Consider the following 22,026-nt stretch of genomic DNA (forward strand, 5'->3'; position numbering starts at 1 on the left):
ATCCACCCCCCTGCGACCGTCCTCACCTACGCTGCGAAAAAAAAACTTTCGGGGGGCCCTGCACGCCTGGGGCGTGCGCGGGTTGTACCCCCACCCCCCGCCGCACGCGCGACTACTGGTTCGCGCCGATGATCCCGCCGATCACCGCACCGATCACGCAGCCCGGAATGGCGCTGACGATCAGGAAGATCAACCCGATCAGCGCGCCGACGACGCAGCCGATCGCGATGCCGGCGACGATATTGCCGGTCTGGTCGATGTTCTGCAGCGCGAGCGGATTCGGCGCCGGTGCGCCGACCGCGGTGAGGGTGAGCGTCGTCGCCGCGGCGTCGACCTCGGGGATCACCTGCACCGCGGGCCCGGCCACGGCCTGCACGGTCGTCGGGATGAAGCCGACCCGGCTCCCGTCGGGTGCCAGCACGGCGACCCCGGCGTCGGGCGTGAGCTCGAACGTGCCCGCCGCCAGTGCCACGGTCGCCGCCGACCCGTCCGGGGCGACCGCCGCGGTATAGGTGACGGCGCCGTCGACACCGGCCACCCCGGGGCCTGCGAGGGGAGCGCCGTGCGCGGTGGCCGCGGCGATGCCGGTCGCTGCCACGGTGAGCACACCGGCAGCCAGCAACTGCTTGAACTTCATGGGTCTTCCCTCCGACTAGCCGACCCGACCTGCCCCGGGATCAGCGCGATACCCACCCATGATGCGCCATGGCTATGTTGCATAACACCAGATCGACCGAATCCGGATCAGCCTGCGGCACAGCCGGATTCGCAACGACCGGGCAAACCGATCAGTCTCCCCGGTTCCGCCGCCACGCCGCCCCGTCATATTGACGACCCACTCAGCGGGACAAACGTCAAATAACACCAACCTAACGCTCGCTAGGTCACATACTCCGTGGCGGAACGTGTGCGATCTACATCACATCGAAGCGCACGCATTCCACTCCATTTCGAACGAAGTTCCCGAACAACGGAGCGTGGCAATGTCCACCATTCCTCAAGATCCCCCCACGTCAGAGGGCCCCGAACTCACCAAGGGCGACGACACCGGACGACTCGACGGCGCATCCCGCGCCCGGATCTTCACCGTCCTAGCGGTCATCGTGCTGTTCACCGAGATCGCCCCGATGCAGTACACGATCGTCTCGGCGGCACTACAGAAGATCGCCCCGACCTTCCCCGGCGTCGGCGCGAACATCAACTGGGCCATCATCGTTTTCGGCCTGATCGGCGCGGCCGCGTCGCCCCTCATCGGCAAGATGAGCGATGTCTGGGGCAAGAAGCGGATGTTCCTCATCTGCGGCCTGCTCTTCGTGATCGGCTGTGTCCTCGACGCGACCACGTCGAACTGGGGCATCTTCCTGCTCGGCCGCTGCCTGCAGGCCACTGCCATCGCGACCGCGGTCATCGCCTACGGCCTGATCCGGGACCTGATGCCGCGCAAGTACGTTCCGCTCGGCCTCGGCGTCACCGCGACCGGCCTGGGCGTGTCCGCCATCGCCGGACCGCTGCTCGGCGGCTTCCTCGTCGACAACTACAGCTGGCGCGCAATCTTCTGGGTCCTGGCCGCGTTCACCCTGGTGATGCTGCCCCTGGTGTACTTCGTGGTGCCGGAATCCAAGCTGCGGGTGCGGGAGCGGATCGACATCGTCGGCGCCCTGCTGCTCGCCGGCGGCGCCGCGCTGATCCTGATCTACGTCGACAAGGGCCACGATTGGGGCTGGGGCAAGCCGACGACCCTGGCCTGGGTGATCACCGGCGTCGTCCTGCTGATCCTGTTCGTGCTGGTGGAAACCCGTGTCGCGCAACCGATCATGGACATGAAGCTGCTGTTCCACCCGCGCGTCGCGCTGGTGCTGGCGGGCGCGCTGTTCGCCTCGTTGCAGATCGGCGTCGTCTCCTACGCCATCGCCTACATGTCGCAGACGCCCGACGAGGCGACCGTCACCGCGGGCGCGCAACAAGGCATTCTCGCCAAGGTGCAGGCCGCGACCGGTCAGCCACTGCCCGCCGAAGCCGTCCAGGTGACACTCGATCCGGGCTACACCTACGGCAACGGCTACACCCTGCTGGAGTTCGCGCTGCGCATCGCCCTGCTCGGCGCCGTGGTCACCATGGTCTGCGGCGCACTCGCCGGTGTGATCGCGCGCCGGGTCGGCGCCAGGATCCCGCTCGTCGTCGCCCTGGTGATCTTCGTCGGCTCGGCCGCGGCCTTCGCCGTGCTCCCGCACACCAGCACCGTGTTCCTGCTCGTGAACGCCGTGTTCAGCATCGGTTTCGGCTTCTACTACGCGGCCATGCCGATTCTCATGGTGGAGGCCGTCCCGCAGGAGCAGCAGGGCGTCAGCCTGGGCATGCTGGGCGTCATGCAGTCGATGGGCGTGGCCGTCGGTCTGGCGATCGTCACGGCATTCCTGCACGCCAACGGCATGACCGCGCTGGTCAGCGTCGGCGGGCAGGCACAACCACCGGCGCCGATTCCGGACGTCTTCGGCGATCGCGGCTACGAGCTGGGCTTCTGGGTCTGCGGCGCCGCGGCGGCAGTGGCCCTGGTCCTGGCCGTGATCATGCGGCACGGCCGCACGCCGGCCACCGGCGGCACCGCGCACTGACCCCCGGTACGGACGGGCCGGTGATCCTGGGTGATCACCGGCCCGTCCGCGGTTGCGGTATTTAAATACCCCACCTAGGCTCGGGTCCATGGTGCGTCTCCCTCTCAGCCCGGCCCAGGTCGAAGCAGGCCGTCGCCTCGGCCGCTGCCTGCGCTCCGCGCGCGGCGAGCGCGACCTCACCGAGGTGGCGCACGCGGCGGGCATCTCCCCGGAGACGCTGCGCAAGATCGAATCCGGCCGCCTGCCCTCCCCCGCCTTCGGCACCGTCGTCGGCCTCGCGGAGGCGCTGTCGCTCCCGCTGACCGAGCTCGCCGAGGTCTACCGCGCCGAGCAGGTCGCCGAATCCGCCTGACCCGCTCGGGTATTCGACTCAGTCGCGGAGCGTGAGAATGCTCGGCCCGTCGGCGGTGACCGCGATGGTGTGTTCGCTGTGCGCGCACCGCGATCCGTCGGCGGAGCGAATCGTCCACCCGTCGGCATCGGTCACGACCTTCGCGGTGCCCGCCGCGAACCAGGGCTCGATCGCCACGGTGAGACCGGGACGCAAGCGGAAGCCGCGCCCGGCCCGGCCCGCGTTGGCCACGTGCGGATCCTCGTGCATGGTCCGGCCGATGCCGTGCCCACCGAACTCGGTGTTGACCGGGTAGCCGTAGTCGTGCGCGACCGCCGCGATGGCGGCGGAGATGTCCCCGATGTGGTTGCCGGGCTGCGCGGCCGCGATCCCGGCTACCAGGGCTTCCTCGGTGGCCCGGACCAGCCGCTGATCGGCCGGGTCCGGCGTGCCGACGATGGTGGTCACCGCGGAGTCGGCGGCCCAGCCGTCGATGGAGACGGCCAGGTCGGCGGTGAGCACGTCGCCGTCACGCAGGACATAGTCGTGCGGAAGGCCGTGCAGCACAGCATCGTTGACCGCCAGGCAGACGGTGTTGCGGAACGGCCCGCGACCGAACGAGGGCGCGTAGTCCCAGTAGCACGACACCGCGCCCCGCTCGCGGATCCGTTCCCGCACATACGCTTCCAGCTCGAGCAGGTTCACGCCGACGGCGGCCGTCGCGTGCACGCCTGCCAGCACATCGGCCACGAATCGGCCGGTCACCCGCATCCGCTCGATCTCCGCGGGTGACTTCAGCTCCACCATCACGCCTCCAATTGGTATTTTCATACCAGCCTAATGGGGGCGGTATAAAAATACCAATCGGATCAGCGGTTCAGGTTCCCCATGTCCACCGGGATCTGCGCGCCGGTGACCTGCCCGGCCTCGTCCGAGCACAGCCACGCCACCGCGGCGGCGATCTCCTCGGGCTCGGTGAGGTAGGTGGGCAGCGCGTTCATGAAGATCGGCGCCAGGGTCGCCGCGTACTTCTCGAACAGCACGCCCATCTCCGCCATCTGCATGCCGGTGGCCACCCCGGCCGGGTGCACGGTGTTGACCCGGATCCGGTGCTCGCCGAGTTCGTTGGCCATCGTCTTGGCCAGACCGGTGATGGCGTGCTTGGTGGCGACGTAGTGGCCCGTGAACGGGATGCCCTTGAGCCCCGCCACCGAGCTGATGAACACCATCGCGCCGCCCTCACCCTGCTCGATCAGGTGCGGAATCGCGGCTTTCGCGGTGTGGAAGACGCCGGTCAGGTTGACATCGATCGTCTCCTGCCACTGCTCGGCGGTGATCTCCCAGGACAGCGCGGCCGAACAGATACCCGCGTTGGCGACGACCACGTCGAGCCTGCCGAATTGTTCGATCCCGGCCGCCAGCGCCGCCGAGAGCGCGTCGAAATCACGGACGTCGACCTTGCTCGCGGCGATCTTGCCCCCGGCGGCCTCGACGAGGCGAACCGTTTCGGCCAGGTCCGCTTCGGTGGCGCCCGCGTAGCTCGTGCTGGCGAAGTCCGCGCACGCGTCGATCGCGATGATGTCGGCGCCTTCTTCCGCGAACCGGACCGCCTCGGCCCGGCCCTGTCCGCGGGCCGCGCCGGTGATGAAGGCGACCTTGCCTTCGTAGCGTCGCGTCATGTCCTACTACCTCCGAACCTCGATGTGCATTATGAACACCACACCATTGCCGGGCGTCTCGCGGTGCGGAATCAGCGGATTGGCCGCGGCGAGGAAGGACTGGGCGGGTCAGTCGCGGGCGAAAGTCGCCCAGGCCCGGACGACGACCTCGCCCGCGGCGTCGGCGCCGGACAGGGTGACGTCGACGCGCGATTCACCGTCCTGCACATAGCTTTGCGTGACATGCCCCGAGCAGGTCATGACGTCGCCGGGCGGCAGCGGACGCACCACCCTGGTGCGGAACCGCCGGATGTTCTCCGCGCCGAGCCAGTCGGTGGCATAGGTGGCCAGCAGCGCGGCCGCCTGCGGCGAGGCCGGTTCGCCGGCAACGGGTCCGGCGGCGGCCCACGATTCGGCGACGAGGCCGCCGGTGCGGTCGAAGTAGCGGGTCAGCGACTCGGCCGCCGTGACGGCGGGCGCGGCCACCGGGTCGCCCGCGACCGCGCGGATCGCGGTCAGCTGGTCGCCCGCGCGCGGCGGCGGGCCGAAGAACCGGTGGTCGGTCTCCACCCGTTCGCCCGCCACGGCGCCGAATCCGTCGGCGGGCAGGAAGGTCGGCGGGACCACGGGCCGGTCGGCGAGCCGGTAGGCCGGATTGTGGGAGCGCGCCGCCTCGGCGAACAACCGGATGGCATCGGTCTCCAGAACCACCGCGACGTTACCCATGATCATTCCTCTCGTCCTGCCTGCAGGTTCCGTCACGCTATGGCCGCCCGCAGGCTGTGATCGGTTCCTCTCCCGCTGATCGGGAGACCGGCCGCCCGCGCCGAAAACATGTCCGCTGACCGGGAACACGGCAGCCCGGCGACCCCCTCGCGGCGTGACCATCAGCACAGCTCATCCCCACTCCGTCCGATACATGGAGGTTTCGATGCCGGAGAACCCGCCGAACGGCCGATCACTGGACGCCACCGCCGACTACCGCCAGATCGAGGCCGCTGCCGCACCGACCCGCTTCGCGCGCGGCTGGCACTGCCTCGGCCTGCTCTCGTCGTTCCGCGATGGCAAGCCACACGAAGTGAAGGCCTTCGGCACCACCCTGGTGGTGTTCCAGTCCGAATCCGACGGCGCGCTGCACGTGCTCGACGGTTTCTGCCGCCACATGGGCGGCAACCTGGCGCAGGGCACCATCAAGGGCGACTCGATCGCCTGCCCCTTCCACGACTGGCGCTGGGGCGGCAACGGCAAGTGCACCGCCATCCCGTACGCGCGCCGGGTGCCCCCGCTGGCCAAGACCCGCTCGTGGCCGACCCTCGAGCGCAACGGCCAGCTCTACGTCTGGCACGACCCGCAGGGCAGCAAGCCCACCGACGACGTGACCATCCCCGAGATCGAGGGCTACGGCACCGACGAGTGGACCGACTGGACCTGGAACTCGATGCTCATCGAGGGCTCGCACTGCCGCGAGATCGTCGACAACGTCGTGGACATGGCGCACTTCTTCTACGTGCACTACGCGTTCCCGCGCTACTTCAAGAACGTCTTCGAGGGTCAGGTCGCCACCCAGTACATGCGCTCGACGCCGCGTCACGACATCGAGGTCGGCACCAGCTACGACGACCCGAACTCCACCTTGCGTTCGGACGCTTCGTATTTCGGCCCGTCGTACATGATCGACTGGCTCTGGAGCGAGGCCAACGGCATGACGATCGAGACGGTGCTGATCAACTGCCACTACCCCGTCAGCGAGAACTCGTTCGTGTTGCAGTACGGCGCGATGGTCAAGAAGCCACAGGGCATGTCAGACGACGACGCGAACGCGATGGCCGCCCAGTTCGCGCAGGGCGTCGAGTACGGCTTCGAGCAGGACGTCGCGATCTGGAAGAACAAGGCCCCGATCGACAACCCGCTGCTCTCGGAGGAAGACGGACCGGTCTACCAGCTGCGACGCTGGTACAAGCAGTTCTACGTCGACGTCGAGGACGTCACCGACGACATGACCACGCGGTTCGAGTTCGAGATCGACACCGAGCGCGCGGTGACCAGCTGGGAGGCCGAGGTGGCCGACAACATCGCCCGCGGCGCCGTCATCAACACCATGTCCTGACACTCATCACCCCGAACAGAAAGCACCACCTGCGATGACCAAGGTTCTCGACAACATCGCCGCGATCGCGGACCAGCTGCGCGATCAGGCCCCGGAGGCCGAGCGGCTCGGACAGCTGCCCGACGCCACGGCGCAGCTGCTGAAGTCGGCGGGCCCGATCCGCCTGCTGCAGCCCAAGAAGTACAGCGGGTACGAGGCGCATCCGCGCGAGTTCGCCGAGACGGTGATGGCCACCGCGGCGCTGGATCCGGCCAGCGGCTGGATCGCCGGCATCGTCGGCGTGCACCCGTGGCAGCTGGCCTTCGCCGACCCGAAGGTGCAGGACGAGGTGTGGGCCGACGACCACGACACCTGGATGGCCTCGCCGTACGCGCCGACCGGCATCGCCCGCCCGGTCGACGGCGGCTACATCTTCAACGGCCGCTGGCAGTTCAGCTCCGGCACCGACCACTGCGACTGGATCTTCCTCGGCGCCATGCTCGGCAACCCCGACGGCTCCATGGCCATGCCGCCTACGATGCTGCACATGATCCTGCCGCGCGCGGATTACCAGATCGTTGAGGACTCCTGGAATGTGGTCGGCCTCCGGGGCACCGGCTCCAAGGACATCATCGTCAAGGATGCCTTCGTGCCCGACTACCGGGTGATGAACGGCGACCACGTCATCGACGGCACCGCGCAGAAGGAGTACGGCGTCACCGAGACGCTGTACAAGATGCCGTGGTCGACGATGTTCCCGCTGGGCATCAGCTCCGCGGTGGTCGGCATCGCCGAGGGCGCGCTGGCCGCGCACCTGGACTACCAGCGCGACCGGGTCGGCGCGCAGGGCACCGCGGTCAAGGACGACCCGTACGTCCTGTTCGCCATCGGCGAGGCCGCCGCCGACATCAATGCCGCCCGCCAGGAATTGCTGGCCAACGCCGACAAGATCTTCGACGCCGTCGACGCGGGCAAGGAGATCAGCTTCGCCGACCGGGCCGCGGTCCGGCGCACCCAGGTCCGCGCGGCCTGGCGCGCGGTGTCGGCCGTGGACCAGATCTTCGCGCGGTCCGGCGGCAACGCCATGCGGACCGACAAGCCGCTGCAGCGCTACTGGCGCGATGCCCACGTCGGCCTCGCGCACGCCATCCACGTGCCGAGCACGGTGTACCACGCCTCGGCCATCAGCTCCCTCGGTCTCGAGCCCGCGGACAACCTCCGCTCGATGATCTGACCGAATACCAAGAAGGACAACGGAAATGACAGACATCAAAGGCCTCGGCTACGTCAAGATCCAGACCGCCGACATGGACCGGTGGCGCACCTTCGCGTTCGACGTGCTCGGCTTCGCCGAGGGCAGCGGGCCGGACGAGAACGCGCTGTACCTGCGGATGGACGAGCGCGCGGTGCGCATCACGGTCGTGCCGGGTGACAGCGACGCCGTCGTGACCATCGGCTGGGAGGTGCGCGACCACGCGGCCCTGGTCCGCGTGCAAGAGGCCGTGACGGCGGCGGGCATCGCGGTCAAGCCGCTCTCGGTCGAGGAGGCCGACGCGCGCCGGGTCGAGGAGGTCATCACCTTCCAGGACCCGACCGGCGCGACGCTCGAGATCTTCCACGGCGCGGTGCTCGACCACAGCCCCGTGGTGACGCCCTTCGGCGCGAAGTTCGTCACCGGCGCCCAGGGCCTGGGCCATGTCGTGCTGCCGACCATGGACCCCAACGGCGCGTTCGGCTTCTACACCGAGGTGCTCGGGTTCCTGCCGCGCGGCGCGTTCCGTATCCCCGCGCCGCCGGAGTTCGGTCCGATGCGGGTCCGGTTCCTCGGCGTCAACGAGCGTCATCACAGCCTCGCGCTGTGCCCCGCTCCGCACGGCGGCGCGCCCGGCCTGGTGCACATCATGGTGGAGGTCGACACCCTCGACGCCGTCGGCCAGGCGCTCGACCGCGTCACCAGGGACGGCTTCTCGGTGTCCTCGACGCTGGGCAGGCACACCAACGACAAGATGGTGTCGTTCTACGTCCGCGCACCCGGCGGCTGGGACATCGAGTTCGGCACCGAAGGCATGAAGGTCGACGAGACGTACTACACCGCCGAGGAGATCACCGCCGACAGCTACTGGGGCCACGACTGGTCCGGTAGCGAGCCGCTGGCGGCCATGTAACTCCCCGCACAGCCCTTCGACGGCCCCCGTGCCGAGCACTCCGCTCGGCACGGGGGCCGTCGTCGTTTGCACGCAGATTGAAGATTCATGTGACAACCAACACACGGGATGGTATCAATAGGTATATGCCTAATCGAAATATGCGAGTGGGCATCAGCTCGTAGATCCGAAATGGAGCGCTCCATGGTCATCCAGGCCGAAGCCACCACCCCCAGCGCGATCCTCGATCGCGCGTCCCTGCTGCTCGACGCCTTCGACGGCCCGGGCAGGCTCACCCTCGCCCAGATCGTGCGCCGGACCGGCCTACCCCGGTCCTCGGCGCATCGCATGCTGGAGCGGCTCGTGCAGTTGCGCTGGCTGCGCCGCGAGGGCCGCGACTACGAGCTGGGTATCCGGCTGATGGAGCTCGGGTCGCTGGCCGTGCACCAGGACCGGCTGCATCGCGCGGCCATGCCGTTCCTGCACGAGCTGCACCGGGTCACCGGGTTCGTCGTGCACCTGGCCGTCCTCGACGGTCCCGACGTCGTGTACCTGGACAAGGTCGGCGGCGATCTGGCCGCGGCGGTCCCGACCCGGGTCGGCGGCAGGCGGCCCGCGCACTGTACGGCGGTCGGCAAGGCGATCCTGGCCTACTCCGACGAGCGTCGCCTCGCCGAGGTCGGCACCGGCCAGGCGAGCGCCCGCACCAAGTACTCGCTGACCACCCGCGCCCAGCTCGACGCCGAACTGAACAAGGTGCGGGCGCACGGGATCGCGGTCGAGCGGGAGGAATCGCTGGCCGGTTTCGGCTGCCTCGCCGCCCCGATCGGCGACCTCGGCGAGTCCGCCGTGGCCGCCGTGTCGGTGTGCGGGCCGGTGGATCGCATGGTGTTCGACCACCGGCTCTCCGCCCCGATTCGCACGACGGCGCTCAATATCTGGCGGCACGTCGACGACGGCCGGGTGCGGGTCCGCCCGACCCTGCAGCAGCATCCGCGACCGCTGGGTGTCGGCCCGGCGACCCGGGTCGCCGCCGACCACCGCCCGCCCCGCTACGCGTGACCCCGGTGTGCCGCCCGGCGGGAGCGGGCGGCGGCCCGGATCAGGTGAGTTCGTTCGCGCAGAAGCTGTGGCAGATGCGGTCGTGCACGATCACGTCCGGGCATTCGGGATCGAACCACCGGTCGACGTGCGCCCAGTGCACCGGGTGCATCAGATAGGGACCGTCGAGCCCGTCGAGATCGGTGAACTCCTGCTCCCAGACATGCGTCCACGGCACGGACCCGATACCGCGGATCACCCGGCTCAGCTGCCAGGACCGCATCGTCGGGATGTACTCGGGCATCCGCAACAGGTCGGCTTCGAAGCGGTCCACCACCGTGCGCGCGGTCCCCGGCGCCACCCGCAGCAGCAGGACCCGGTACACCGATCCCGGTGAGCGCGGCTCGGCGAAACCACCGACACCGCCGTCGTATTCGGCGCCGTCGACGTGGGTCACGAGCGGATCGGCCAGCACCGCGTCCACCCGCGGCGCACAGCCGAACCAGCCGGCCGGCTCGTCGAACCGCAGATGCACCAAGACGTCTCCGCCGTTGCGCACCCCCGGCAGCGTGGGCTGGACCAGCACCCGCCGTGCCACCCCGGCCGCCGCCGCGCGCAGCTCGGTCATCAGACGATCGGCGGCCGTCCCGCCCTCCGGTGAAAGATGCACCAGCCGAACGACATCAAACATTGCCGAGCCTTTCGACATCGGCGGCCTCGGCACCGGTCGACCGCGTCCGATGGACGACCAACTCGTCCACCGCGGCCCACCACCGCCGCACCGCCGGATCCGGCCGCCCCCGCCAGGTCATCTCCCACCACCCCTCGGCCCCGTCGAGCGCCCACGTCGCGATAACCGTGTTCGACTCGTCGGGAAACCACACCGGCGGACTCACCACAATCCGCTCGAGTGTCATCCCCCGCTCACGCGCGCCCGGCGCGTACTCCCGCAGATAGGCGTCGACGAAGTCCCTGGCCCGGCCGGGTTTCGTCACCACGGTGTCGATCACGTAGACCTTCGCAGTGTTCATGCGCCGACGGTAGGCACCCATCGCCAGGTCGCGACCTGGTCTTTCCGCCCAGCGGGAGACCGCGGTTCCGGGCGGGTCACCCGAGACCGGCACAGTGCCGGCACTATGCCGACTCGACTAGCCGTTCCAGCAGCCAAGGTTGGTTCACATGGCGTTGTGTACGGCCCGGACGCCGCGCGAGTGGACCAGCGCCCGGCCGACAGGTCACATCCGCTGCGGTGCGGCCATACCCAACTGCCCCAACCCGAGTTCGAGCGTGCGAGCCGTCAACTGGCACAGCGCGATTCGGTTCGAACGGATCGGTTCGTCCGCCGTGATGACCGGACACGAGTCGTAGAAGCTGGTGTAGGCGCGGGCGAGATCGTAGAGATAGCCCGCCAGCCGGTGCGGCTCCAACGCGTCGGCGACCTCAGCGAGGACGGTTCCATAGCCATCGAGGGCCAGGGCGAGTTCCCGTTCCGCCGGTTCGAGTGGACCGGCACTATCGACTACGGCCGGGGTTGCTGCGTCGGCTCTGCGCAGGATCGAGCACACGCGGGCGTGTGCATACTGCAGGTAGACGCCGGTGTTGCCGTTGAGCGCAGTCATCCGGTCCGGGTCGAAGGTGTAGTCCTTGACCCTGGATGTCGACAGATCCGCATATTTGACCGCACCGATCCCCGCCTGCTCGGCGATGGTGTCGAGTTCGGCCGACGACAGGTCCGGGTTCTTCTCGGCGACCACCGCGCGCACACGCGCGACAGCCTCGTCGAGCAGGTCCATCAGCCGAACCGTTCCGCCCGCACGGGTTTTGAACGGTTTACCGTCCGGCCCCAGGATGGTGCCGTAGGCGACGTGATCGACCTCGATTGCGTCGGTCAGCCAACCCACCCGTCGTGCCGCCTCGAACACCAACTGGAAATGCAGCGCCTGCCGCGAGTCGGTGACATACAGCAGCCGATCGGCATGCAGGGCGGCGATGCGGTACCGAATGGTGGCCAGGTCGGTGCTGTCATAGCCGTAACCACCGTCGCGTTTGCGGGCCATCAGCACCGCCGGTTGATCATCCGGGCCGGTGACCCGTTCGGACAGCACCACAACCGCACCGTCGCTGTCGACCGCGGCGCCCTTGTCCAGCAGTTCGGTGACGGTGTCGGCGAGCTGATCGTTGTAGAACGACTCACCGACATAGTCGTCGGGAGTGAGCAGCACACCGAGCCGGTCGTAGATCGCGCCGAACGCTTTCTCGGACTCGGCGACGATCTCCCGCCACCGCGCCACCGTGTCCGGGTCACCGGCTTGCAGGGCAACCACACGAGTCCGCGCCCGGTCCGCGAAGCCCGGATCGGAATCGAACTGCTTCCGGGCCGCCTTGTACAGGCTGTCGAGCGCCGACACCGAACTGGTGTCCGCGTCGAGTTCCTCTGTATGCCAAGGTGATTCGGGGTGCTCGTCGATGTATTGGATGAGCATGCCGAACTGGGTGCCCCAGTCGCCCAAATGGTTCGCGCGGACAACGTCGGCACCGAGGAACCCGAAGACCCGGGCCAGGCTGTCACCGATGATGGTGGTCCGCAGGTGCCCGACGTGCATTTCCTTCGCCACGTTCGGCGCCGAGTAATCGATGACGACCCGTTGTCCGTCTTCGATGGTCGGGACGCCGAGCCGATCGTCGACCAGTCGCGCGGCGACAGCTTCCCACACCGCCGAATCGGCCAGGGTGATGTTCAAAAACCCTGGGCCCGACACCTTTACGTCAGCGATCACACCGTCGGTGAGACCAACCCCGGCGGCAAGATCGGCCCCGAGCTGTTGCGGCGCCATGCCGACCCGCTTCGCCAACGGCAGCGCGGCATTGGATTGGAAATCGGCTCGATCGGATCGTCGCACTACCGGGTCCGCATCCGCCGTTTCCGGACGGACTCGGGCGATCGCTTCCGACACAGCGGCAGCGACACGTCCGAGCAGCGGTACAACACCGGCAGAGCTCACCTTGGGTTCCTTTCGATGGGGATGGTGAACCCATTGTCGCAGCTGCGTCATGCTGCATGACCAGGGTCGACCTGTTCGCCGACAGCGTGGCATCGGCACCGACAGCCTGTGAGCCGAACGCCGATCAGCCGAGGTCGGCGTCGATGTGACCTCGATGGCACCGACGCAGATATTTCGACCGACTACGGTCGGGAGTGTGAGCGACACACAGTGGAAGATCCTCGGCGAGAATCTGGTGGACGAGAACCGGCACATCGCCCTGAAGACCGTCGACATCGAACTGCCCGACGGCGTCCGCTTCACCCAGTACGTCGCGAAGATGCCCCGGTGCGCGATGACACTGGTGCTCAACGCTTCCCGTGAGGTTCTGCTGATGCGCCGCCACCGATTCATCATCGACCAATGGGTGTGGGAAGTACCTGGCGGCTATGTCGACGGTGCCGAAGACGTAGCGTCGGCCGCCGCCCGCGAGGTCGAGGAAGAGACTGGTTGGCGACCGCTGTCGATGGAGCACCTCGTCACCTATCAGCCCGCGATCGGCACACTTGACCAGCCGCAGGAGATCTACCTGGCCCGCGGGGCCGAACCCACCGGGGCAGCTCCTGACATCAACGAAGCCGAAGAAGTCCGATGGATTCCGCTCGATCAGGCGGTAGAGATGATCGACCGTGGCGAGATCGTCGGTGCGGCCACTGTCGTCGGGATCTATCGGGTGTTGTCGCTCGCCTGAGCCATTACCCGTTCCAGGAAGGCGGCCACCGCAGGGATCGAATCGTGCGGTGTCAGCCGGGCTCGGACGTCCCGCAGGTACGCACTGGTTCGCTTCGACTCGACCTCGCCGGCAAGTGTCAATGCCTGCTCGCCCACGTTGACGGCTTCGTGCGGATCCTCGCTCGCGAGGCTCGATGCGAGTAAGCACAGGTTGAATGTGCGCCCTCGCTGGTACCCGTCGGACATGTTCAGCGAATCGAACGCCAACTGGATTGCCCGTTTGTGGTCGCCGAGGTCGCGGAAGCAGTGCGCCGTCTTGGCCGACATATACGCGGTGTCGAGGTAGGCCAGCCAGGCGGGCCGATGGGTGTCGGTACGGTCGAATGCCCGCTCGGCTGACGCGAGGGTGGTGGAGCAGGTCGATCGGTCGGAGCGGGCAGCGTGGCCGTGGGCTTCGACCATCAGGCATCCGGCTTCAAGGTTGGGCGAGCCCGCTGTGCGGGCGGCGATTTGTGCTGCCCGAGCTAGATCCACGGCGTCACCGGCGCGGCCGACGTACACAGCTTGGTGTGACATGGCGCCGAGGATTTCGGCGCTCAGCGCTGCGTCTCCGGCAGCCCGGGCCTGGCGCAACGCCTGGATCAGGTAACGCTGGGCCAGACCGTGCTCCTCCAGGTCATAGGCGGCCCAGCCCGCCAGTTTGGTCAACTCGGCAGAGGCCGCGTAGAGACGTCGCCCGACTTCCTCGGTGTAGGTGCCGTGCAGCATCGGCGCTACCGAGGTGTGCAGGTAGTGCACGACGGTCGAACGAACACGGCCGCCGCCAACTCGATTGTCCAACTCGACGAACGCTCTGGTCATCGTCCTGACGGCGTCGATGTCGGCCTGGCCGATGCGCCGGAATCCGGTCGAGGACACGGGATGCTCAGGTCCGGGCATGGTCAGCCACCGCATAGACGCGGCCGGGTAGACCGCGACCGCGTATGCCGAGTCCTGCAGGAACCTCCTACACTCAACGTCGCTCCGCCACAGGGCGGTCGCCGCAGCGGTTGCCTCCGCGAGGGAGAGTGAAAAACTCCAGACCGAGGTCGGCTGACTCACACGCGGTCATGCCGCACTCGGCCGCGGTGATGCGTCGGCCGGTCAGCTCGCTCATCACCTCGGCGATCATCGACGGCACTGGCGGTGTCGGCTGCTCCCCGGCGAGCCAGCGTCCGACAGAGGTGTGGTCGTAGGCGAGGTCCACGCCTACCGCTCTACCGCGCTCAACGACTCGGCGGGCCAGGCTCTTTCGAAGTACGCCCGTCTCTTCGAGCAGATCGTGCAGCGGGCGGTTGGGTTGCTTCGGCTTGCGTCCCATGCGTGAAGTTTGGCAGGCACCGAACTCTGTGGCTACGTATTGCCTTTCGTGCACACCCCCTGTGCACACATCCGCCTACCGCGCGCGTCTTTCGCGGTAGACCCCGACACGGTGTGCTGGTTGGCGTCCCGCAAACAAGGGGCGGCCGAACTGACTACGGGGGCGACCATGAACAAGGACTCGACCGACAACCGGGCGGGAGTGCTCACAGTTCTTGCAGCTGGCGGGATGCGGACCCTGGATGCCGCTTCACTCCCGATAAGCGCCCTCCTCCTTTGCAACTGGGACCCTGGCCTCATCACGGAAACGCAGGCCCATACGGCAATGCAGATCCACTTGGATTGCGCCGTCGACACTTGCAGAGTCCGGTGTCGCGCCCGAACAACCCTGGTAGACGCGAAACGGATGGTCTTGGACGAGCGAGCAATTCCGGCTCCAACCTCCGGGCGCCCCGCATGATCGGCTACGAGCCGTCAGAACTGACTCGCTGCCAGCGGTGGATCCTCGAATCCGTGTGCGTCGTGGTGCCCGCACGGAATATGGCGATCACGGTGGCCGAACTGTCTGCGCTGTTGCGCCACAACCCACATTGGACGGGGGCCTACCTCGGCGAGCTGCTGGAGATGGGATTGGTCGCGACGACGAAACGCACCTGTGGCGATGTGTGGTGGCCGACGTCGGCAGGACGAACACTCGGCACCCCACAGCCGAAAGCTGAGGCGTCGTGATCGAGGACGGCATTCGGCTCGAACTCGAAGGCGTCGCCGTCGGTTACCTCCGCATGGATGTATCCGGCGATGCCCGACAGCGCGATCAGGCCGCGATCCGCCATCTCGCTTACCGGTGGGGCTATTTCGTTGCCTGGATCTTGTTGGTTGACGAAACTGCCTCGGACCCCATGACCGCTTTGGTGACCGCCGTAGGCAGATACCGCGCGGATGCCGTATTCGCCCCGTCCGCGAAGCATTTCGACGGCTGCAAGATCCCGGACAGCATTGTCACTGCGTGCGATGTGGTCACCGTCGACGACCGACGCACCACTTCTCGGAGGCTGCCGTCGCCGTTCGCTTGACGGTCTTGTGGTCGTGTCTGCGACCAGATCGCTCGCCCACCGACATCAAATTGCCGCACGCAACCATTTGACAGAGGCAGAACGGGCAATCCACCCGTGCGACTTCACGCGAGGGAAGGCACACCGTGATCCTCAAACCTGCCATTCCGACATCAGATGACCCCGTCGGCAGTGCGGCTCAACGAAATTTAATCAGGCCTGCTCGGAGGAGAGCCGGTGCCCGCCCAGGTACCGGTCCGGTTCGGCAGCAGCCGCGGCGTTCGTAGTAGCGCGGCGTCTGCGCGTTCACCCCGCAGCCGCGTCGAGCCCGGTGGTGCGGAGTCCGGCAGTCATCGCCGAGCCTCGATCGAGGCCTCGACCCGCGCGGCGAACGCATCGAGCACCTCGACATAGGCCGCGGGGACGCCGACCCGCATCACCAGGCCGGTGCCAGTGGTGTCGAAGTCGAAGGTGAAGAACGAGCAGCAGTTCGATTCCCGCGCCGCGAGATCCCGGGCGGCGGCGTCGGCGTCGGCGGCCAACTGCAGTTCCAGCTGCGTCGGGGCGGGCCGGGCCATCCCGTGCACCGACTCGGCGAAGAATCGGTCGAACTCGGCGACTCGGATCGGTTCTTCCGCGGTCGGCAGGGTGCACGCGTCCGGCACCCAATCGCCCTGAGCTGGGGAAATCATGGTCAGCTGCAGCAGTTGGGATCGAGGACAGTGCACAACGCGGCGAGTGCGTCGCGGCGGGCACGGTGGAAGGTGTTCATCCCGCGCCGCTCGGACTCGACGAGCCCGGCCTTGCGGAGCTGGCCGAGGTGATGCGACACCGTGGACTCGCCCAGGCCGACCGCGGCGGCCAGGTCGCCGCCGTTGCGTTCGCCGAGCGGGGTGGTCAGCAGCAGCGACAGCAGCTTGACCCGGACCGGGTCGGCGATCGCCTTGAGTCGCAACGCCACCTCGAGGGCGGCGGCGTCGTCGACCGGTCCCGCCGCGACGGGAGCGCAGCAGACCGGGGCGGACATATCGATCACAGGTAGCGCCTTGGGCATGAAATCGAGACTACTCGCGGTATTGACATATGTCGAAAAGGTGAGCAGACTCGGGATCAGAAGTTCTTCGATATATGTCACACAAGTGGAGGTTCGATCATGTCTCGCATCCAGCTCGCCCTCAACGTCGACGACCTCGACACCGCCGTGCAGTTCTACTCAACCCTGTTCGACACCGAACCGGCCAAGCGCAAGCCCGGCTACGCCAACTTCGCGATCACCGAGCCGCCACTCAAGCTCGTCCTGATCGAGAACGCCGGACAGGGCGGGTCCATCAACCACCTCGGCGTCGAAGTCGAAACCTCCGAACAGGTCCACGGCGAGATCGCCCGGCTCTCCGAAGCCGGCCTGTTCACCGAGGAGCAGATCGCGACCACGTGTTGCTTCGCCACCCAGGACAAGGTGTGGGTAACCGGCCCTGGCGCCGAGCGGTGGGAGGTCTACACGGTGCTGGCCGACAGCGAAACCTTCGGCACCGCACCCGAACTCGGACTCACCGACGCCGAAGCGGTCGACGTGTGCTGCGGCACCGCCGCCGAAGCCGAGGCCGAAGGCGCGTGCTGCGGCAGCCAGGCCAAGGAGAAGGCCGTCGCCTCCGGCGCGAGCTGCTGCGGCTGACCCGTCCCGACGGTGGGTGCCGGGCGGTGCTGACGTTACATCGGCGCGGATGAGCGCCCCGTAGATATTCGGGGCGCTCGCCGCCGACCGTAGGCATGCGCAGCCTGGCGCCGGCCTGGTGTTTCCGCCCAGCGGGAGAACCCGGTTCCGGGCGGGTCGCCCGAACCTACCGTGACCTGCATGACTGCACGAGTTTTCCCGACCACAGGGCCGGGCGCTGTTCGCGATCCGGAAGTCGCGGCGATGCTGGCCGCGCTCGACGCCGGATTCCCCGATGTCGCGACGATGGAGGCGGCCGAGGTGCGGGCTGCGATCCGCGCCAGACGTGCTCCGCTGCAACGTCTTCCCGATATGCGTGTGGCGCGCGACGTTATCATCGACGGGCCGGGAGGGCCGTTGCCACTGCGGGTGTTCCGGCCGCATCACGATGGCGTCGCGCTGCCGGTGATCGTGTTCGCGCACGGCGGTGGATTCGTGTTCTGCGATCTCGACAGTCACGACGAGTTCTGCCGTTCGATGGCGGCGGGCGTCGGTGCGGTGGTGGTCTCCGTGGACTACCGGCTCGCGCCGGAGCATCCTGCCCCCGCCGCCCACGACGACATGCTCGCCGCGCTGCGGTGGACGGCCGAGAACGCAGGCGCGTACGGCGGTGATCCGGCCAGGATCGCGCTGGCGGGTGACAGTGCGGGCGGAAATCTCGCGGCCACCGTGGCCATCGCGGTGCGAGACGGCGGCGGCCCGCAGATCGCGGCGCAGATCCTGATCTATCCCGTGATCGACGACAATTTCGAGACCGAGTCCTACCAGCGGTTCGGCACCGGGCACTACAACACGACCAGCGCCATGCGGTGGTACTGGCAGAACTACGCCCCGCACGGCACCGATGACGTGCGTCTCGTGCCGACCAGGGCGTCCTCGCTGGCCGGCCTACCGCCCGCGGTCGTGATCACCGCCGAACTGGACCCGCCCTGCTCGGCAGGCGACGCCTACGCGCAGCGGCTGGCCGGCGACGGCGTCGCGGTGCGGCATCGCCGCTACAACGGGCTGTTCCACGGATTCCTCACCATTCCGTCCCTGGCTGCCACCCGGGCCGCCCGCACCGAGGTCTGGGCGATGGTGCACGACGTGCTCGGTCCGGCGTAGCGGATCGCCCGACTCCTCGACAGCGACGACGTCGAAGTTCCCGGGCCGAGACGAGATCGAGCGCGTGATGGCGTGATCGCCGCGGCGGCCCGGTCGGCTCACTGGTCAGCCGGGTCGTGCTGCATACCCTCTTCTTCGCGCACGCGCTGCTCGATCTCGCGCCAGCGCCCCGGCGTCGGATGGGGGTAGTCGGCGCGGTCGTCGTGTTCGGCACCCTCCAGCACGGCGGCCGCGTTGTCGATATCGTCGATCAACTGCTGGGCGAGTTCACGTTCGGCCGTGTAGTGGCGCTGCGCCCACTGCAGCACCAGCTGCGAATAAGCCCAGCCCGGTTCGGATTTTGCCGCCTCGGCGTCGATCGTGGCCCGCTGCTCGAGCTCCTCGACGTCGGCGATGTGGTCGCGCAGGATCTGCTTGATCCGGTCCGGCGAACCGAGATGGCCGAACATGACGCGCAGCAGCACATGGTGTTTGAGCACCGAGGCGTCGACCGGCGCCTTGTTCCACCACGCGGTGACCGCCTCGCGCCCGGAATCGGTGATCTGATACAGCCGTTTGCCCCGCATGGCGTTGTCGTGATCGAGCCGCGAGCTCGCGAACCCGTGGTTCTCGAGCTTCTTCAGTTCGGCGTAGATCTGGCTGTAGGACGGGGTCCAATAGAAGTAGCGCAGACTCCAGTCGGCCCACTTCTTCAGGTCGTAGCCGGAGACTTCCTCCTCGTAGGAGAGCATGGCGAGCACCGCCCAGCTGGTCGGCGGCAGGTTGGGCACGCCGGGATCGGGGTCGGGAGTCGCCATCGCTGAATATTAGCAACCGCGCGTACCACCATTTGCCCGCCGACAACCGCTGACCGGGAGAACGTCTTGAGCCGCGCACCGTTCACCCCGGATCGTGGGGGCAACGAGTTCCGTTCGGGAGGACCCCTATGAATGCAGACAACGTCGCCGTCGACGCAGGTATCCCAGCACCCTCCGACCTGCGCAGAGTGCTCGGTCACTTCGCGACCGGCGTCGCGGTGATCGCCGCCCACGACGGGACGCGACCGCTCGGTTTCACCTGCCAGTCGGTGGTGTCGGTGTCGCTGGACCCGCCGTATGTGTCGTTCTGCCCGGCCAAGAGTTCCACCAGCTGGCCGCTGCTGCGCGAGGCGGGTGCCCTGTGCATCAACATCCTGGCCGAGGAGCAGAGCGCGCTGTGCCGTCAGTTCGCGGTGAGCGGCGCCGACAAGTTCGCCGGCGTCGAGTGGGATCGGGCGGGCAACGGCGCGCCCGCGCTCGCCGGGGCGCTGGCCCACATCGAGGTGAACGTGGAGCTCGAGCACGACGCGGGCGATCACACCGTGGTGCTGGCCCGGATCGGTGACCTGCGGGCGGCCGAGGACGGCAGGCCGCTGCTGTACTACCGCGGCGGGTTCGGCGGCTTCGCGGCCTGAACGACGACGACGGGGTGGTCCGATCAGATCGGACCACCCCGTCGTCGTGTCTCACGCCTCGATGACGTCGAAGCCCTTGTATCCCGCGGCCGCGACCTCGGCGATGATCTCGCCGTACACGCCGAATCCGCCGACGAAGGGCATGAAGACCCGCGGCCTGCCCTCGATATTGGCACCCAGATACCACGAATTCGCCTGGGTCATCAGCGTTCCCGCGGCCCGCGTCGCGCATTCACGCACCCAGTCGGCGACCGCGTCCGGCCGCGCCTCCAGCGCCGTCGCTCCCCTGCCGTCGAGGAAACCGATGGCCTCGGCCACCCAGTCGACGTGCAGTTCCGAGTGCAGCACCATGTTCGCCAGCACCGACGGGCTGCCGGGTCCGGTCAGGTTGAACAGGTTGGGGAAGCCCGTCATCCCCAGTCCCAGATAGGTTTTCGGCCCTTCCCGCCACGCCTTGTTGAGCGATTCACCACCGCGGCCGACGATGTTCATCCGCGACACCGATCCGGTCATCGCGTCGAATCCGGTGGCCAGCACCAGGGTGTCGAGCGGATAGTGCGCGTCGGCGGTGTGCACGCCCGCCGCATCGATGCGGGTGATCGGCGTCGCTCGCAGGTCGACGAGCTCGACATTGTCGCGGTTGTAGGTCTGGTAGTAGTTCGTGTCGGTGCAGATGCGCTTGGTGCCGATCGGGTGATCGCGCGGGACCAGCAGGTCGGCCACCCGCGGGTCGTCGATCACGGCCCGCACCTTCTCCTCCCAGAACAGCCGGGCGGTGTCGTTGGCGGCCAGGGTGACCAGCTGGTCGGGGAAGGTCTTGCTGAACAGCACACCGCCCAGCGCCCAGCGCTTCTCGTAGGCGTCACGCAGTTCCTGCTCGCTCACCTCGAGCGCGGACTGCGGGTGCGCCTGGTGCGGCGAGCCGCCACCGCTGGCCATCGACAACCGCCTGCGCTCCGGGTAGTTCGCCTTCTGCGTCTGCCGAGCTTCCTCGCTCAGCGGTGTATTGCCTGCGGGCACACTGTAATTGGCGGTCCGTTGGAAGACGAGCAGTTGCTCGGCCTGCTCGGCCAGGCACGGGATCGTCTGGATGCCGGAGGATCCGGTGCCGATGACGCCCACCCGCTGCCCGGTCAGGTCGACGCCCTCGTGCGGCCAGTGCGAGGTGTGCAGGGTCCGGCCCGCGAAAGTGTCGAGGCCGTCGATGGCCGGGGTGTTCGCGTTCGACAGCGGCCCGGTGGCCAGCACCACGAACCGGGCCGACACCGCGCGCCCGGTGTCGGTGGCGACCTGCCAGCACAGGGTCCGCTCGTCGAGCACGATATCGGTGACGCGCGTCCCGAATTCGATGTCGCCGCGCAGGTCGTAGCGGTCGGCGACGTGCTCGAGGTAGGCCAGGATCTCGGGCTGGGTGGCGTACTTCTCGCTCCAGTTCCACTCCTGCTGCAGCGCGTCGTCGAAGGAGTACGAGTAGTCGACGCTCTCCACGTCGCAACGCGCGCCCGGGTAGCGGTTCCAGTACCAGACGCCGCCCACGCCCTCGCCTGCCTCGAACACCCGCACGGTCAGGCCGCTGCCGCGGAATCGGTGCAGGGCGTACAGGCCGGCGATGCCCGCGCCGACGACGACCACGTCGACGTCGGCGGGGCCCTTCGCTGGTGCCGATGGGGTCTCGGGGTTCACAGTGCCTACCTTTCGATGGAGACCGGTTCTCTGCGGGCGACGCTAGGGACGCGCGGGCCGCGAGAGCAGATGTCCTTCCCGCTGACCGGCACGTTCGCGC

General features: G+C 68.0%; 25 protein-coding genes. 12 read left to right on the top strand and 13 right to left on the bottom strand.

What is annotated here, in order from left to right:
* Positions 1-112 precede the first annotated feature (112 nt).
* Positions 113-637 carry a hypothetical protein gene (locus ACFVAV_RS20740; protein ID WP_379036621.1) on the bottom strand — a complete coding sequence of 175 codons (525 nt, stop codon included), beginning with the start codon at positions 635-637 and terminating at the stop codon, positions 113-115.
* A gap of 346 nt (positions 638-983) precedes the next feature.
* Here ACFVAV_RS20740 and ACFVAV_RS20745 point away from each other — a divergent pair, with 346 nt between their 5' ends.
* Positions 984-2,612, top strand: a complete 1,629-nt coding sequence (locus ACFVAV_RS20745) for an MFS transporter (protein ID WP_379036623.1) — start codon at positions 984-986, stop codon at positions 2,610-2,612.
* 88 nt (positions 2,613-2,700) lie between these two features.
* A complete protein-coding gene (locus ACFVAV_RS20750) occupies positions 2,701-2,964 on the top strand; it encodes a helix-turn-helix domain-containing protein (protein WP_379036624.1) in 264 nt (87 codons plus the stop codon).
* 18 nt (positions 2,965-2,982) lie between these two features.
* On the opposite strand, the gene map is transcribed toward ACFVAV_RS20750, so the two are convergent.
* From map to ACFVAV_RS20765, 3 genes are all read right to left on the bottom strand, one after another.
* On the bottom strand, positions 2,983-3,750 hold the full coding sequence (map, locus tag ACFVAV_RS20755; RefSeq protein ID WP_379036625.1) for a type I methionyl aminopeptidase: 768 nt from the start codon (positions 3,748-3,750) through the stop codon (positions 2,983-2,985).
* Positions 3,751-3,812: 62 nt separating this feature from the next.
* On the bottom strand, positions 3,813-4,622 hold the full coding sequence (locus ACFVAV_RS20760; protein WP_379036626.1) for a mycofactocin-coupled SDR family oxidoreductase: 810 nt from the start codon (positions 4,620-4,622) through the stop codon (positions 3,813-3,815).
* Between the two features lie 108 nt (positions 4,623-4,730).
* Positions 4,731-5,327 carry a hypothetical protein gene (locus ACFVAV_RS20765; protein ID WP_379036627.1) on the bottom strand — a complete coding sequence of 199 codons (597 nt, stop codon included), beginning with the start codon at positions 5,325-5,327 and terminating at the stop codon, positions 4,731-4,733.
* A gap of 205 nt (positions 5,328-5,532) precedes the next feature.
* Between ACFVAV_RS20765 and ACFVAV_RS20770 the strand changes: the two genes are divergently transcribed.
* From ACFVAV_RS20770 to ACFVAV_RS20785, 4 genes are all read left to right on the top strand, one after another.
* Entirely contained in the window at positions 5,533-6,708 is a 1,176-nt protein-coding gene (locus tag ACFVAV_RS20770; protein ID WP_379036628.1) for a Rieske 2Fe-2S domain-containing protein, read from the top strand.
* Between the two features lie 34 nt (positions 6,709-6,742).
* A complete protein-coding gene (locus ACFVAV_RS20775) occupies positions 6,743-7,921 on the top strand; it encodes an acyl-CoA dehydrogenase family protein (protein WP_379036629.1) in 1,179 nt (392 codons plus the stop codon).
* Positions 7,922-7,946: 25 nt separating this feature from the next.
* Positions 7,947-8,852, top strand: a complete 906-nt coding sequence (gene bphC / locus ACFVAV_RS20780) for a biphenyl-2,3-diol 1,2-dioxygenase (RefSeq protein ID WP_379036630.1) — start codon at positions 7,947-7,949, stop codon at positions 8,850-8,852.
* 183 nt (positions 8,853-9,035) lie between these two features.
* Positions 9,036-9,893: an IclR family transcriptional regulator gene (locus ACFVAV_RS20785; RefSeq protein WP_379036631.1), complete on the top strand. Its 858-nt coding sequence runs from the start codon at positions 9,036-9,038 to the stop codon at positions 9,891-9,893.
* Between the two features lie 40 nt (positions 9,894-9,933).
* On the opposite strand, the gene ACFVAV_RS20790 is transcribed toward ACFVAV_RS20785, so the two are convergent.
* The 3 genes from ACFVAV_RS20790 to argS all read right to left on the bottom strand — a co-directional run bounded on the left by ACFVAV_RS20790 (position 9,934) and on the right by argS (position 13,150).
* The gene (locus tag ACFVAV_RS20790) at positions 9,934-10,563 is read right to left on the bottom strand and encodes a Dabb family protein (protein WP_379036632.1); all 630 of its coding nucleotides are present in this window, start codon (positions 10,561-10,563) and stop codon (positions 9,934-9,936) included.
* Positions 10,556-10,903, bottom strand: a complete 348-nt coding sequence (locus tag ACFVAV_RS20795) for a hypothetical protein (protein ID WP_379036633.1) — start codon at positions 10,901-10,903, stop codon at positions 10,556-10,558. The genes ACFVAV_RS20790 and ACFVAV_RS20795 overlap by 8 nt, the downstream gene beginning before the upstream one ends.
* A 204-nt stretch (positions 10,904-11,107) precedes the next feature.
* On the bottom strand, positions 11,108-13,150 hold the full coding sequence (argS, locus tag ACFVAV_RS20800) for an arginine--tRNA ligase (protein ID WP_379036634.1): 2,043 nt from the start codon (positions 13,148-13,150) through the stop codon (positions 11,108-11,110).
* Between argS and ACFVAV_RS20805 the strand changes: the two genes are divergently transcribed.
* Complete coding sequence (locus ACFVAV_RS20805; protein ID WP_379036635.1) at positions 13,071-13,604, top strand: NUDIX hydrolase; 534 nt, start codon at positions 13,071-13,073, stop codon at positions 13,602-13,604. The genes argS and ACFVAV_RS20805 overlap by 80 nt on opposite strands.
* Here the strand turns inward: ACFVAV_RS20805 and ACFVAV_RS20810 are convergent.
* Positions 13,580-14,383, bottom strand: a complete 804-nt coding sequence (locus ACFVAV_RS20810) for a hypothetical protein (protein ID WP_379036637.1) — start codon at positions 14,381-14,383, stop codon at positions 13,580-13,582. The two genes, ACFVAV_RS20805 and ACFVAV_RS20810, sit on opposite strands and share 25 nt — an antisense overlap.
* Before the next feature lie 214 nt (positions 14,384-14,597).
* On the bottom strand, positions 14,598-14,945 hold the full coding sequence (locus tag ACFVAV_RS20815; RefSeq protein WP_379036638.1) for a hypothetical protein: 348 nt from the start codon (positions 14,943-14,945) through the stop codon (positions 14,598-14,600).
* Positions 14,946-15,496: 551 nt separating this feature from the next.
* Between ACFVAV_RS20815 and ACFVAV_RS20820 the strand changes: the two genes are divergently transcribed.
* Together ACFVAV_RS20820 and ACFVAV_RS20825 are read left to right on the top strand one after the other, a co-directional pair.
* Positions 15,497-15,673, top strand: coding sequence for a hypothetical protein (locus ACFVAV_RS20820; protein WP_379036640.1), 177 nt, complete (start codon positions 15,497-15,499; stop codon positions 15,671-15,673).
* Entirely contained in the window at positions 15,670-16,017 is a 348-nt protein-coding gene (locus ACFVAV_RS20825) for a hypothetical protein (RefSeq protein ID WP_379036641.1), read from the top strand. The genes ACFVAV_RS20820 and ACFVAV_RS20825 overlap by 4 nt, the downstream gene beginning before the upstream one ends.
* Before the next feature lie 329 nt (positions 16,018-16,346).
* On the opposite strand, the gene ACFVAV_RS20830 is transcribed toward ACFVAV_RS20825, so the two are convergent.
* Together ACFVAV_RS20830 and ACFVAV_RS20835 are read right to left on the bottom strand one after the other, a co-directional pair.
* Positions 16,347-16,688, bottom strand: coding sequence for a hypothetical protein (locus ACFVAV_RS20830; protein WP_379036643.1), 342 nt, complete (start codon positions 16,686-16,688; stop codon positions 16,347-16,349).
* A 2-nt stretch (positions 16,689-16,690) separates the two neighbouring features.
* A complete protein-coding gene (locus ACFVAV_RS20835; RefSeq protein ID WP_379036644.1) occupies positions 16,691-17,050 on the bottom strand; it encodes an Rv2640c family ArsR-like transcriptional regulator in 360 nt (119 codons plus the stop codon).
* A 99-nt stretch (positions 17,051-17,149) separates the two neighbouring features.
* Here ACFVAV_RS20835 and ACFVAV_RS20840 point away from each other — a divergent pair, with 99 nt between their 5' ends.
* Positions 17,150-17,668: an ArsI/CadI family heavy metal resistance metalloenzyme gene (locus ACFVAV_RS20840; protein ID WP_379036645.1), complete on the top strand. Its 519-nt coding sequence runs from the start codon at positions 17,150-17,152 to the stop codon at positions 17,666-17,668.
* A 180-nt stretch (positions 17,669-17,848) separates the two neighbouring features.
* The gene (locus tag ACFVAV_RS20845) at positions 17,849-18,811 is read left to right on the top strand and encodes an alpha/beta hydrolase (protein WP_379036646.1); all 963 of its coding nucleotides are present in this window, start codon (positions 17,849-17,851) and stop codon (positions 18,809-18,811) included.
* A 98-nt stretch (positions 18,812-18,909) separates the two neighbouring features.
* On the opposite strand, the gene ACFVAV_RS20850 is transcribed toward ACFVAV_RS20845, so the two are convergent.
* The gene (locus ACFVAV_RS20850; protein WP_379036647.1) at positions 18,910-19,608 is read right to left on the bottom strand and encodes a PadR family transcriptional regulator; all 699 of its coding nucleotides are present in this window, start codon (positions 19,606-19,608) and stop codon (positions 18,910-18,912) included.
* A gap of 128 nt (positions 19,609-19,736) precedes the next feature.
* Between ACFVAV_RS20850 and ACFVAV_RS20855 the strand changes: the two genes are divergently transcribed.
* The gene (locus ACFVAV_RS20855; protein ID WP_379036648.1) at positions 19,737-20,243 is read left to right on the top strand and encodes a flavin reductase family protein; all 507 of its coding nucleotides are present in this window, start codon (positions 19,737-19,739) and stop codon (positions 20,241-20,243) included.
* A 51-nt stretch (positions 20,244-20,294) separates the two neighbouring features.
* On the opposite strand, the gene ACFVAV_RS20860 is transcribed toward ACFVAV_RS20855, so the two are convergent.
* Positions 20,295-21,926, bottom strand: a complete 1,632-nt coding sequence (locus ACFVAV_RS20860) for a flavin-containing monooxygenase (protein ID WP_379036649.1) — start codon at positions 21,924-21,926, stop codon at positions 20,295-20,297.
* Between the last annotated feature and the right edge of the window lie 100 nt (positions 21,927-22,026).

The organism is Nocardia sp. NPDC057663 (genome assembly GCF_042799895.1).
In the GTDB taxonomy this organism is placed as follows: domain Bacteria; phylum Actinomycetota; class Actinomycetes; order Mycobacteriales; family Mycobacteriaceae; genus Nocardia.

Excerpts from the sequence above, each read along its gene's own strand:
- ACFVAV_RS20740 (WP_379036621.1), bottom strand. The coding sequence starts at position 637 with ATGAAGTTCAAGCAGTTGCTGGCTGCCGGTGTGCTCACCGTGGCAGCG.
- ACFVAV_RS20745 (WP_379036623.1), top strand. The coding sequence starts at position 984 with ATGTCCACCATTCCTCAAGATCCCCCCACGTCAGAGGGCCCCGAACTC.
- ACFVAV_RS20750 (WP_379036624.1), top strand. The coding sequence starts at position 2,701 with ATGGTGCGTCTCCCTCTCAGCCCGGCCCAGGTCGAAGCAGGCCGTCGC.
- map (WP_379036625.1), bottom strand. The coding sequence starts at position 3,750 with ATGGTGGAGCTGAAGTCACCCGCGGAGATCGAGCGGATGCGGGTGACC.
- ACFVAV_RS20760 (WP_379036626.1), bottom strand. The coding sequence starts at position 4,622 with ATGACGCGACGCTACGAAGGCAAGGTCGCCTTCATCACCGGCGCGGCC.
- ACFVAV_RS20765 (WP_379036627.1), bottom strand. The coding sequence starts at position 5,327 with ATGGGTAACGTCGCGGTGGTTCTGGAGACCGATGCCATCCGGTTGTTC.
- ACFVAV_RS20770 (WP_379036628.1), top strand. The coding sequence starts at position 5,533 with ATGCCGGAGAACCCGCCGAACGGCCGATCACTGGACGCCACCGCCGAC.
- ACFVAV_RS20775 (WP_379036629.1), top strand. The coding sequence starts at position 6,743 with ATGACCAAGGTTCTCGACAACATCGCCGCGATCGCGGACCAGCTGCGC.
- bphC (WP_379036630.1), top strand. The coding sequence starts at position 7,947 with ATGACAGACATCAAAGGCCTCGGCTACGTCAAGATCCAGACCGCCGAC.
- ACFVAV_RS20785 (WP_379036631.1), top strand. The coding sequence starts at position 9,036 with ATGGTCATCCAGGCCGAAGCCACCACCCCCAGCGCGATCCTCGATCGC.
- ACFVAV_RS20790 (WP_379036632.1), bottom strand. The coding sequence starts at position 10,563 with ATGTTTGATGTCGTTCGGCTGGTGCATCTTTCACCGGAGGGCGGGACG.
- ACFVAV_RS20795 (WP_379036633.1), bottom strand. The coding sequence starts at position 10,903 with ATGAACACTGCGAAGGTCTACGTGATCGACACCGTGGTGACGAAACCC.
- argS (WP_379036634.1), bottom strand. The coding sequence starts at position 13,150 with ATGTCGACGGTCTTCAGGGCGATGTGCCGGTTCTCGTCCACCAGATTC.
- ACFVAV_RS20815 (WP_379036638.1), bottom strand. The coding sequence starts at position 14,945 with ATGGGACGCAAGCCGAAGCAACCCAACCGCCCGCTGCACGATCTGCTC.
- ACFVAV_RS20830 (WP_379036643.1), bottom strand. The coding sequence starts at position 16,688 with ATGATTTCCCCAGCTCAGGGCGATTGGGTGCCGGACGCGTGCACCCTG.
- ACFVAV_RS20835 (WP_379036644.1), bottom strand. The coding sequence starts at position 17,050 with ATGCCCAAGGCGCTACCTGTGATCGATATGTCCGCCCCGGTCTGCTGC.
- ACFVAV_RS20840 (WP_379036645.1), top strand. The coding sequence starts at position 17,150 with ATGTCTCGCATCCAGCTCGCCCTCAACGTCGACGACCTCGACACCGCC.
- ACFVAV_RS20845 (WP_379036646.1), top strand. The coding sequence starts at position 17,849 with ATGACTGCACGAGTTTTCCCGACCACAGGGCCGGGCGCTGTTCGCGAT.
- ACFVAV_RS20850 (WP_379036647.1), bottom strand. The coding sequence starts at position 19,608 with ATGGCGACTCCCGACCCCGATCCCGGCGTGCCCAACCTGCCGCCGACC.
- ACFVAV_RS20855 (WP_379036648.1), top strand. The coding sequence starts at position 19,737 with ATGAATGCAGACAACGTCGCCGTCGACGCAGGTATCCCAGCACCCTCC.